Below are 11,528 nucleotides of genomic sequence, written 5' to 3' on the forward strand. Positions count from 1 at the left end.
GGGGGATCATGGAAAAGACCGTCAATCACAAGGCCTGGTTCCTGGTCCTGCCGGTGCTGGTGCTGGTCGCGTTCTCGGCGGTGATCCCGCTGATGACCGTGGTCAACTATGCGTTCCAGGACACGTTCGGGAACAACGTCTTCTTCTGGAACGGCACCGGCTGGTTCACCGACCTGCTGCAATCCGAACGGCTGTGGAACGCGCTTGGCCGCCAGCTGATCTTTTCGGCCATCATCATCGCGATCGAGATCCCGCTTGGCATCTTCGTCGCGCTGAACATGCCCAAACGCGGGTTCTGGGCCAGCGTGGTGCTGGTGCTGATGTCGCTGCCGCTGCTGATCCCGTGGAACGTGGTCGGCACCATCTGGCAGATCTTCGGGCGGGTCGACATCGGCCTGCTGGGATACACGCTGGACGCGTTGGGCATCAACTACAACTATACCCAGAACCCGGTCCATGCCTGGGCCACGGTCATCGTGATGGACGTGTGGCACTGGACGTCGCTGGTCGCGCTGCTGGCCTATGCGGGACTGCAGTCCATCCCCGACGCCTATTACCAGGCCGCGCGGATCGACCAGGCCAGCCGGTGGAAGGTGTTCCGCTATATCGAGCTGCCCAAGATGGCGGGCGTCCTGATGATCGCCATCCTGCTTCGGTTCATGGACAGCTTCATGATCTATACCGAACCCTTCGTGGTTACAGGGGGCGGTCCGGGCAACGCGACCACCTTCCTGTCGATCGACCTGGTCAAGATGGCCCTGGGGCAGTTCGACCTGGGTCCGGCCGCGGCCTTCTCTCTGATGTATTTCCTGGTGATCCTGCTGATCTCCTGGGTGTTCTACACGGTCATGACCAATCTGGACAAAAGGGGCTAGGCCATGGGCAAGCGCATCAACGGCAGCGCCGTCGTCATGATCCTGTATCTTCTGTTCCTGATGCTGCCGATCTATTGGCTGATCAACATGAGCCTGAAGACCAAGGCCGAGATCACCGGCACCTTTGGCCTGTGGCCCCGGAACCTGACCTTTGCCAATTACGCGACCATCCTGACCGATCCGGCCTGGTACATGGGGTACGTGAACAGCCTGATCTATGTGGTGATGAACACGGTGATTTCCGTCGCCGTTGCGCTGCCTGCGGCCTATGCGTTCAGCCGCTATCACTTCATGGGCGACAAGCACCTGTTCTTCTGGCTGCTGACCAACCGCATGGCCCCGCCCGCGGTGTTCGCGCTGCCGTTCTTTCAGCTGTATTCGTCGGTCGGGCTGTTCGACACGCATATCGCGGTGGCGCTGGCGCATTGCCTGTTCAACGTGCCGCTGGCCGTGTGGATCCTGGAGGGCTTCATGCGCGGCGTCCCCAAGGAGATCGACGAGACCGCCTATATAGACGGATACAGCTTCGGGCGGTTCTTCACGCGCATCTTCATGCCGCTGATCTCGTCGGGGATCGGGGTGGCCGCGTTCTTCTGCTTCATGTTCAGCTGGGTCGAACTGCTGCTGTCGCGGACGCTGACTTCGGTGGCGGCCAAGCCGATCGCGGCGACCATGACCCGGACCCAAGGCGCATCGGGCGTCGATTGGGGGGTGCTGGCCGCGGCGGGCGTCCTGACCATCGTGCCGGGGGCCTTGGTCATCTGGTTCGTGCGAAACTATATCGCCAAGGGCTTTGCCCTGGGCCGCGTGTAAGGGGGATACGTCATGTCTTGGATGGCCTGGACGCTGCCGACCGCGATCTTCTTCGTCACCATCGCCCTGCTGCTGGTCACCTTCACGGTGCTGGCGGTCCGGTTCCCGGAGACGCCGCGCCGCGGTGTCCTGGGGATCGAGACGACGCGGGGCGACCGCCTGTTCATCACGCTTCTGGGGTCCGCCTTCATCAACCTGGCTTGGCTGGGTCTGACGACGGCGGCACTGCCCTGGGCGATGCTGGTTTGCCTGGTCTGGGCCGCCGCCGTCTTTCGGTGGGTCTGACACAGCGCATTGGCCTGCGGGGGATGAGGGTCCCGCCGGCCGTCTGACAACCTCGGAGAATCCCAGGGAGGGAATGACCAATGAGCCTGAGATTGCTGTCCACAACCGCGGTGATGCTGGCATTGTCCGGCCCCGCCTTCGCCGATATCGAGGCCGCGCGCGCGTTCCTCGATGCCGAGATCGGCGATCAGTCCGTCCTGACCCGCGAGGAGCAGGAGGCCGAGATGCAGTGGTTCATCGACGCCGCAGCACCCCATGCCGGCATGTCGATCAACGTGGTGTCGGAAACGATCACCACCCATGAATACGAAAGCCGCGTCCTGGCGCCGGCCTTCACCGCCATCACCGGCATCCAGGTCACCCACGACCTCATCGGCGAGGGCGACGTCGTCGAGAAGCTGCAGACGCAGATGCAGACCGGCGAGAACGTGTACGACCTGTACATCAACGACGCCGACCTGGACGGCACCCACTGGCGGTATCAGCAGGTGCGCAACATCACCGACTGGATGGCCGGAGAGGGCGCCGAATTCACGAACCCCGGCCTGGACCTGGATGACTTCATCGGCCTGGCGCAGGCGACTGCCCCCGACGACAAGCTGTACCAGCTGCCCGTCCAGCAGTTCGCGAACCTCTACTGGTTCCGCCACGACTGGTTCACCGACCCGGAGATCATGGCCGAGTTCCGCGCCGAATACGGATACGACCTGGGCGTGCCCGTGAACTGGTCCGCCTATGAGGACATCGCCAAGTTCTTCACCGGCCGCGAGATCGACGGCCAGCAGGTCTATGGCAACATGGATTACGGCAAGAAGGACCCGTCGCTTGGCTGGCGCTTCACCGATGCGTGGCTGTCGATGGCGGGTGCCAGCGACAAGGGCGAACCCAACGGCTTCCCGGTCGACGAATGGGGCATCCGCGTCAACGACAACTTCCAGCCGGTGGGATCGTGCATGGCGCGGGGCGGGGCGACGAACAGCCCGGCCGCCGTCTATGCGATCGAGAAATACATCGACTGGCTGCAGAACTACACGCCCCCGGCCGCCGCAGGCATGACCTTCAGCGAGGCCGGACCGGTCCCCGCGCAGGGCAACATCGCCCAGCAGATGTTCTGGTACACCGCCTTCACCGCCGACATGGTCAAGGAAGGCCTGCCGGTCATGAACGACGACGGCACGCCGAAATGGCGCATGGCCCCGTCGCCCTATGGCGCCTACTGGGAAGAGGGGATGAAGGTCGGCTATCAGGACGTAGGTTCGGCCACGCTGATGCAATCGACCCCGGTGGACCGCGCGCAGGCCGCATGGCTCTATGCGCAGTTCATCGTCTCCAAGACCGTCGACACGAAGAAAAGCCATGTCGGCCTGACCTTCGTGCGCGACAGCTCGATCCGGCATGAAAGCTTTACCGAGCGTGCGCCGCAACTGGGCGGTCTGATCGAGTTCTATCGCTCTCCGGACCGGACGCGTTGGTCGGATACCGGGGCGAACATCCCCGACTATCCGCGCCTGGCGCAGCTGTGGTGGCAGAACATCGGGGACGCGTCCTCGGGTGCCAAGACCGCGCAGGAGGCGCTGGACGCGCTGTGCGAACAGCAGGAGGACGTGCTGTCCCGCCTGGAACGGTCCGGCGTGCAGGGCGATCTGGGCCCGGTTCTGAACGAAGAAGAAGATCCGCAGGTCTGGCTTGACCGCGAGGGCGCCCCGGTCCCCAAGCTGGAGAACGAGAAGCCCGCGCCGGTCACCATCGCGTATGAGGACCTGATCAAGCGTTGGCAGGAATGATCCCTGCGCATTAGCCTGAGGGGGGCGCGGTCATCCGCGCCCCCCGTTCGTGACGAAAGGACCGCCCATGACCCATATCCTTGCCATCGACCAGGGCACGACCTCGTCCCGCGCCATCGTCTTTGACGAAAAGATGATCCCCTGCGGCAGCGCGCAGGAGGAGTTTCCCCAGCATTTTCCACAATCGGGCTGGGTCGAACACGATCCCGCCGACCTGTGGGCCAGCACCGCCGCAACCTGCCGCGCCGCGATCGAGAAATGCGGCAACCCGCGCATCGACGCGATCGGCATCACCAATCAGCGCGAAACCGTCGTTGTCTGGGACCGCAAGACCGGCAAGGCCGTCCACAACGCCATCGTCTGGCAGGACCGCCGCACCGCCGAATTCTGCCGCGAGCTGGAGGCCGCGGGCCATGCCGAGATCATCACCACCCGCACCGGGCTGCTGGTCGATCCGTATTTCTCGGCCACCAAGCTGAAATGGATCCTAGACAACGTCGACGCGCCCGCGCGCGCGCCGAGGCGGGCGATCTGGCATTCGGCACCGTGGACAGCTGGCTGATCTGGAACCTGACCGGCGGCCAGGTCCATGCGACCGACGCGACCAACGCCGCGCGCACGATGCTGTACGACATCCACAAGGGCCGCTGGTCGCAGACGATCTGTGGCCTGTTCGACATCCCCATGTCGATGCTGCCCGAGGTCAAGGACTGCGCCGACGATTTCGGCACCACACGTCCCGACCTGTTCGGGCGGCCCATCCCCATCACCGGCGTCGCGGGCGACCAGCAGGCGGCCACCGTGGGTCAGGCCTGCTTCGAGCCGGGCATGATGAAATCGACCTATGGCACGGGCTGTTTCGCGCTCTTGAACACCGGGGACAAGCCGGTGGCGTCGACGCAGCGGCTGTTGACCACCATCGCCTATCAGCTGGACGGCAAGCCGACCTATGCGCTGGAAGGCTCGATCTTCATCGCGGGCGCGGTCGTGCAGTGGCTGCGCGACGGGCTGAAGATCATCCGCGACGCCAAGGAGACGCAGCCCCTGGCAGAACGCGCCGATCCCGGCCAGCAGGTGATCCTGGTCCCGGCCTTCACGGGTCTGGGCGCGCCCTATTGGTCGCCCGACAGCCGCGGGGCGATCTTTGGCCTGACCCGCAATTCGGGCCCTGCCGAACTGGCCCGCGCCGCGCTGGAATCGGTCGGTTTCCAGACCCGCGACCTGCTGGAGGCGATGAAGGCCGATTGGGAACCCAAGGGAGAGACAGCGCTGCGCGTCGATGGCGGCATGAGCGCGTCCGATTACGCGATGCAGTTCCTGTCCGACATCCTGGGCGCCCCCGTCGACCGCCCCAAGGTGCTGGAGACGACGGCTTTGGGCGCGGCATGGCTGGCGGGGCAGGGGCCGGGCATCTATCCCGACCAGGCCGGGTTCGCCAAGGACTGGGCCCTGGACCGCAGCTTTTCCCCCGCGATGGACGACGACGACCGCGCTGCGCGCTATGACGCGTGGCGTCGCGCCGTGAAAGCCACGATGTCGCTGTAGCTGCCTGTTGACGCGGCCCGATGGCACGCTACATCGGGCCGATCACAGACAGGACATGACGATGACCAAGCACAAGGTGATCTTTGACACCGACCCCGGCGTGGACGATGCGCTGGCCCTTTACTATTTGGTGCGTCACCCGCAGATTGATCTGCTGGGCGTGACGACCGTGTTCGGCAACGCGCCGGTGGCGATGACCACGCGCAACGCCCGCTTCCTGATGCAGGCCTGGGGCCATGACGCCCCCGTCCATCGCGGGGCCGAAGGGGCGATGACGCCAGACATGCCGCCCGAATTCTGGCCCACGCATATCCACGGCGACAACGGTCTGGGCAACCACCCGACGCCGTCGGAGCCCGTGGACGAACCCGAAACCGCCGCCCAGTTCCTGATCGACACCATCCGCGCCCATCCGGGCGAAGTGCGTGTCTTGGCCGTGGGGCGCATGACCAACCTGGCCCGCGCACTGCAGATGCGCCCGACATCGCGGGGCTGGTGCGCGACGTGGTGATCATGGGCGGCGCGTTCCGCGTGCCCGGCAACATCACCCCTGCGGCCGAGGCGAATATCTGGGGCGACCCGCTGGCCGCCGACATCGTCTTTGGCGCCGACTGGCCGGTGGTCGCGGTGCCGCTGGACCTGACCACGCGGACCTTCATGGACAGCGCGGTGCTGGCCGATCTGGGCGCGCGCGGCGGCGCGGGGATGCAGCTGGTGGCCGACCTGTCGCAGGGCTATGTCGGCTTTTACCAGGCGGCGGGCTATGACGGGATGCTGGTCCATGACTGTACCGCGGCCGTGTACCTGACCGATCCCGACCTGTTCACCGTCGTGCAGGGAGAGGTCCGCGTGCTGTCGGACGGCATCGCCCTTGGCCTGACGCTGATGAACCCCGCGGACCGCCAGGGCCCCCTGGGTGCATGGGAGGGCCGCCCGCGTCAGTCGGCCACGCTGGACGGACAACCCGACGCGATCCTGGCCCGGATCGCGCAGGTCTGCACCGCCTGACCGACCGGACGGGACGATCCTGCGCGATTGTCCCGTCACATCGAACACAGAGCGCGCGATTTTGCGCCTAATCTTTCGTTTGTGTGACCCTTATCTGACAATCATCGGAACGGACCAGACGCGCATCCGGCGCGCCACCGCTTCCAAGATTTTGCAAGAACAAGGAAAACGATCATGAAAAACTTTGTGTACGCCCTGGCCGCCCTGTCCCTGACCGCCGGTGGCGCAATGGCCGCCTCGTCCAGCGACTTCACCACCGCGGCGAAGCCCGCGCAGACCGTCGAAGTCCCTGCAGGCGACGTGATGACCTCGCGCGAACTGGCGCAGGCCGGCCTGAAGTCCGACGACCTGGTCACCATCACCCGCGTGAACACCACCGAAGAAACCGCCAGCATTGATAATTCCAGCCGCGGCTTCTACTGATCGGTCTTGACCGGCTGGTCCCATCACGGGACCTGCGGGCCGCCATCCCCTTGGGGTGGCGGCCCTTCTGCTGTCCGGGTCACGCACAAGGGGCAGATCATGGACATCAAGGTCCTGCGCAGTTTCGTGGCCATCATCGAGGAAGGAAGCTTTGCCGCCGCCGCACGCCGGATGGGCATCTCCAAAAGCATGTGTTCCAAGATGATCGCCGATCTGGAGGCCGAACTGGGCACCCGCCTGCTGACGCGGACCACGCGCGCGGTGACGCCCACCGCGGCGGGCCACGGGTTCCACCTGCAGATCACCGACGTGCTGGCCCGGCTGGACGCCGCCGTCGAGGGGGTGCGCGCCGCCTCCAGCAAGCCGTCGGGGCCGCTGAAGCTGGGGGTGCCGGTGCAATACACGCTGAAGGTCTTTCAGCCGCACCTGATGCGCTTCATGGACGAACATCCCGACATCCAGCTGGACGTGGTGCTGGACGACAGCCGGTCCGACATGACCCGCGACGGGTTCGACGCCGTCATCCGCATCGGCACGCTGGAGGACAGCAGCCTGCATGCCCGCCGCCTGCATGACGCCAACATCATGCTGGTCGCGTCGCCCGACTATGTCGCCCGCCATGGCAGCCCACAGCGCCCTGCCGACCTGCGCGACCATCAGTGCCTGCATTACACCAACCTCAAGGGGCCGGGCACCTGGCCGCTGCGCAGCGGCACCGAGGTCGTGTATCAGAAGATCACCCCCGCATTCTCCAGCAACAACGGCGAATTGCTGCGCGCGCTGGCGGTGGGCGGCAAGGGCATCGCGCTGGCGCCCGAGTTCCAGGTTGCCGACGATCTGGCGCGCGGCCTGCTGGTGCCGGTGCTGGCGGACCACGCGCTGCCGGGGGTGCCGATCCACGTCGTCTATTCCAGCCGCAAGCTGGTGACGGCGGCGTTGGCGGCGTTTCTGGACTTTGTCGGGCGGCTGGATCTGGCCTGATCCCGCGGGCGGACAGAATGCCGCCTTGCGCCTTTCGCCGCAGTCTGACCTGCTGATCCCCGACAAGGAAAGGCAGGCGGCATGGGCGAACAGGTCAGGGTGGCGGTCATCGGCGCGGGCATCACCGGGCTGACCTGCGCACGGGCGCTGGCGGATGCGGGGCATGCCGTGACGGTGTTCGACAAGGGTCGCGGCATCGGCGGCAGGCTGGCCACGCGCCGGACCGATGACCTGCGGTTCGATCACGGCGCGCAGGTCCTGCCCGCGACCGATCCCGACTTTGCTGCGCTGTTGCAGGGCATGGTCCGCGACGGACATGCCGCACCTTGGGACGGCGGCATCGTGGGCACGCCCGGCATGGTCCAGATCCCCCGCGCGCTGGCGCAGGGGCTGGACGTCAGGTCCGGCGTCATGGTCACCGCGCTGGACCCTGACCCCGCGGGTTGGCATCTGCGCGGAGAGGGGATCGACCACCGCGCCGACATCGTCGTGCTGGCCATTCCCGCCCCGCAGGCGCGCGACCTGCTGGGTGCGGGTCACGCCTTTGCGGCGCCGCTGGCACAGGTCCGCTATCAGGCCAGCGTCACGGTGATGGCCGGGCTGGACCCGGCGGCGCCGCGCCCCTTCGTCACGCATCGCGGCACGGGCGCGCTGGCTTGGGTTGCGCAGGACGGCGCCAAGCCGGGGCGGGATGGACAGCCCCTGACCACCTGGGTGGTGCAGGCCGATCCGGATTTCAGCATGGCGCATATCGACCTGCCCTTCGCTGAACTGGTGGATCTGATCGCGCCGCAACTGCTGGCGCTGCTGGGTGCACGGCCGGATCAATTGCACCATGCGGTCGCGCATCGATGGCTGTATGCGCTGACCGACGTGGCGCTTGGCCGACCGTTCCTGGCCGATGACGCGACCGGGCTGATCGTCGGCGGGGACTGGGCGTTGGGGCCGCATGCGGAACATGGCTGGGCCAGCGGCCGGGCAATGGCCGCGCATCTGCTGGCCCGCACATGACCGACGATCGCACCCCCCGCCCCGTGCCGCAGGGTCGCCTGACGCGGATGCTGCGCCTTGGCGGACTGGCGGGCGGCATGGGCGGTCGTGCCTTGGCGCAGGGGGCGCGGCAGCTGGCGACGGGGCAGCGGCCCTCGGCCCAGGACCTGTTCCTGACGCCCGCGAATGCCGCGCGGCTGGCCGGACAGCTGGCGCAGATGCGCGGTGCGGCGATGAAGATGGGTCAGCTGGTGTCGATGGAGGCGGGCGATTTCCTGCCCCCCGAACTGACTCAGATCATGGCGCGACTGCGCGCGGATGCCGACCCGATGCCCCCCAAGCAGCTGCAGGGGGTGCTGGACCGGGCCTGGGGGCCGGGCTGGCTGCGCCACTTCGCGCGGTTCCAGGTGCGGCCGATCGCGGCGGCCTCCATCGGGCAGGTGCACAGGGCGCAGACCAAAGACGGGCGCGACCTGGCGATCAAGGTGCAATATCCCGGCGTGCGGGGCAGCATCGACAGCGACATCGACAACATGGGCCTGCTGCTGCGCATCCCCGGCCTGATGCCGCAGGGGGTCGACCTGCCCGCACTGATGGCCGAGGCCCGCAGCCAGCTGCACGCCGAGGCGGACTATGTGCGCGAGGCCGCGCAGATGCGGCTTTACGCGGCCAATCTGGCGGGGCGCGACGAATTCCGCCTGCCGGTGCCCGATGATCAGTTCTGCACCGCCGACGTGTTGGCGATGGATTTCATCGACAGCCGACCGATCGAAACGCTGGCCGACGCCCCTCAGGCCACGCGCGACCGCGCCGCCCATCACCTGGCCCGCCTGGTCATCGAAGAGCTGTTCCGGTTCGACCTGATGCAGACCGATCCGAATTTCGCCAACTATCGCTGGCAGCCCGACCCGGCACATCCGGATGGCGGGCGCATCGTGCTGCTGGACTTCGGGGCGACACGCGGGTTTTCCGCGCCCGTGGCGCCGCGCTATCTGGCGTTGCTGAATGCGGCGCTGGCCGATGACCGCGACGGCGTGCGTCGCGCCGCCATCGACATCGGCTATTTCCGCGACCAGACGGATGCCGCGCATCAGGACGTGCTGCTGCAGATCATGGACCTGGCCTTTGATCCGCTGCGCGCGGGCGGGGTGATGGACCTGACGCAAAGCGACATCCCCCGTCAGGTCGCCGATCTGGCTATGCAGGTCGCCCGCACCCGCACCCGCGCCGAAATGCCCCCGCCCGAGATCCTGTTCCTGCACCGCAAGATCGGCGGGCTGTACCTGCTGCTGGCGCGGCTGCGCGCGGGGGTCGATCTGGATGCGCTGATCCGGCCCGACGATCTTTCGCGGATGCTGAAGGCGCGGACCTAGGGCTGGTCCATCTCGTGCAGGCGATCCTGGGTCAGGCGCAGGATCATGCGGAATTCGTCGGTGACGGTCAGGGCCTGGCCCACGCCCTCGGCGGGGACGGCGCCCGGATCCTCCTGCCCGTCGCGCAGGGTCTCGCGCTGGTCCAGCCAGTCCAGGACGGGCTGGCGGGCCTCCGGCTCCAGCGCCGCGACCAGCCGCGCCAGCAGGCGGCGTTGCGCGACAAGACGGGCTTCCAGCGTGGCAAGGGCGGTGTCGGTCATCGGGGCCTCCTGGGGCGAACATGCAGCAGGGGCAACGCGCGCGCGGGGTGCGGGGTTCATCCGGTGACGAACCCCTCCTCCAGCAGATCGCCCATCAGGGCGGCGATGTCGCGGGTCAGGCGGTCGCGGGACACGTCGGCAAAGACCTCGGCCAGGGTGTCGGCCAGATCGGTGGCGCTGCCGGGTATTTCCAGCAGGGTCCAGACCGCGTGGCCGACCGGGTTCAGATGCCAGACGACCGGATCGGAGGGCGTCCACAGGAACGCCCCAGACCCCATGCGCCGCAACACGATCCCCGGCGATTGCCGCAGCACCCGGTCCGGATGCACAGGCACGGACCGCCGGTCCGGCGCGTGCAGCGGGTCCGCCAGCGGCCCGGCCAGCGGCACATTGGTTTCGGGGGGCGCATCGGGGGCAAAGGCGCGGCGCAGCAGGGCGACCGCATCCTCCAGTTCGGCATAGACCAGCCGCAGGCAGGTCATCGCCGCGGCCATGTCGCGGGTCTTGGCGAACGCCTGATCGGCGCTGCCCAGATCGCCCATGTTCTGCGCCAGCAGGTGGTGCATCGCCTGATCGGGGTCCATGCGGTGCAGCGTGGCGGGGCCGATGTCGCGCCGGTCCAGCACGATCAGCGTGCCGGGACGGGCCTGCGTGCCATGCGGCGCCACATTGGGCGCGGCCAGATAGGCATAGCGCCGGTCGCGCGGCCCCGGTGTCGCCGCGACATGGCGGCGAAAGGCGGACGTCGTTCCCTTGGGCAGGGGCAGCCGCAGGCGGGGCGCGATGCCCAGGGCCACGGCCTGCATGTCTGCCGTCAGCGGCAGGACGTCGTCGCAGAACACGGTGACGTCGGCTTCCGCGGTCAGCCGCCCGATCAGCGTGCTTTTCCCCGCCCGCATCGGACCGGTCAGCAGGATCAGGTCGCCCGCGAAACGGAACGCCCCGCAATGCAGCGCCATGCAGCCGGGGCGGTTCGCCAGAAACCCCTCGGACAGATCGGCGATCAGGGCACAGGCGGCGCTGGCTGCGTCCAACCCCCCCAGATCGCCCTGAAAGAACGGAGAGCGCGCCGCGAACCCGCCCGGCCCCCGCGTCACCAGCGTCTGCCGGTCGCCCGGCCGCGGCGCGGACAGGGTTTGCGGCTGCCACCCGCGGATCGCGCCCATCAGCGCGTGGCGGACCGGCTGCGCG

The 11,528-nt window shown here is 67.4% G+C and carries 10 protein-coding genes and 2 pseudogenes; 10 read left to right on the plus strand and 2 right to left on the minus strand.

From position 1 onward, the window contains the following. Window positions 1-8: 8 nt before the first annotated feature. From TY51_RS12370 to TY51_RS12415, 10 genes and pseudogenes are all read left to right on the plus strand, one after another. Window positions 9-875 (plus strand): carbohydrate ABC transporter permease, encoded by an 867-nt coding sequence (locus tag TY51_RS12370; protein WP_042250017.1) that lies wholly within the window; start codon window positions 9-11, stop codon window positions 873-875. Between the two features lie 3 nt (window positions 876-878). Further along, window positions 879-1,688, plus strand: a complete 810-nt coding sequence (locus TY51_RS12375; RefSeq protein ID WP_042250018.1) for a carbohydrate ABC transporter permease — start codon at window positions 879-881, stop codon at window positions 1,686-1,688. Window positions 1,689-1,700: 12 nt separating this feature from the next. Continuing rightward, on the plus strand, window positions 1,701-1,973 hold the full coding sequence (locus TY51_RS12380) for a DUF2160 domain-containing protein (protein WP_042250019.1): 273 nt from the start codon (window positions 1,701-1,703) through the stop codon (window positions 1,971-1,973). An 80-nt stretch (window positions 1,974-2,053) separates the two neighbouring features. Continuing rightward, window positions 2,054-3,757 (plus strand): ABC transporter substrate-binding protein, encoded by a 1,704-nt coding sequence (locus TY51_RS12385; protein WP_042250020.1) that lies wholly within the window; start codon window positions 2,054-2,056, stop codon window positions 3,755-3,757. Window positions 3,758-3,824: 67 nt separating this feature from the next. Continuing rightward, window positions 3,825-5,302 (plus strand): annotated as a pseudogene (gene glpK, locus TY51_RS12390) (glycerol kinase GlpK). 61 nt (window positions 5,303-5,363) lie between these two features. Then, window positions 5,364-6,310 (plus strand): annotated as a pseudogene (locus tag TY51_RS23480) (nucleoside hydrolase). Between the two features lie 174 nt (window positions 6,311-6,484). Beyond that, window positions 6,485-6,733, plus strand: coding sequence for a hypothetical protein (locus tag TY51_RS12400; protein WP_042250021.1), 249 nt, complete (start codon window positions 6,485-6,487; stop codon window positions 6,731-6,733). A gap of 99 nt (window positions 6,734-6,832) precedes the next feature. Then, window positions 6,833-7,714, plus strand: coding sequence for a LysR family transcriptional regulator (locus tag TY51_RS12405; RefSeq protein WP_042250022.1), 882 nt, complete (start codon window positions 6,833-6,835; stop codon window positions 7,712-7,714). Between the two features lie 81 nt (window positions 7,715-7,795). Further along, window positions 7,796-8,725, plus strand: a complete 930-nt coding sequence (locus TY51_RS12410) for an NAD(P)/FAD-dependent oxidoreductase (protein WP_042250023.1) — start codon at window positions 7,796-7,798, stop codon at window positions 8,723-8,725. Continuing rightward, window positions 8,722-10,077: an AarF/ABC1/UbiB kinase family protein gene (locus TY51_RS12415; protein ID WP_042250024.1), complete on the plus strand. Its 1,356-nt coding sequence runs from the start codon at window positions 8,722-8,724 to the stop codon at window positions 10,075-10,077. The genes TY51_RS12410 and TY51_RS12415 overlap by 4 nt, the downstream gene beginning before the upstream one ends. Here TY51_RS12415 and TY51_RS12420 read toward each other — a convergent pair. Continuing rightward, entirely contained in the window at window positions 10,074-10,337 is a 264-nt protein-coding gene (locus TY51_RS12420; protein ID WP_042250025.1) for a hypothetical protein, read from the minus strand. The genes TY51_RS12415 and TY51_RS12420 overlap by 4 nt on opposite strands. Window positions 10,338-10,393: 56 nt before the next feature. Next, a partial coding sequence (locus TY51_RS12425) for a PqqD family protein (protein ID WP_156118010.1) occupies window positions 10,394-11,528 on the minus strand: 1,135 nt, incomplete at its 5' end.

Origin of the sequence: Paracoccus sp. PAMC 22219 (assembly GCF_000787695.1) — a bacterium.
GTDB lineage: Bacteria > Pseudomonadota > Alphaproteobacteria > Rhodobacterales > Rhodobacteraceae > Paracoccus.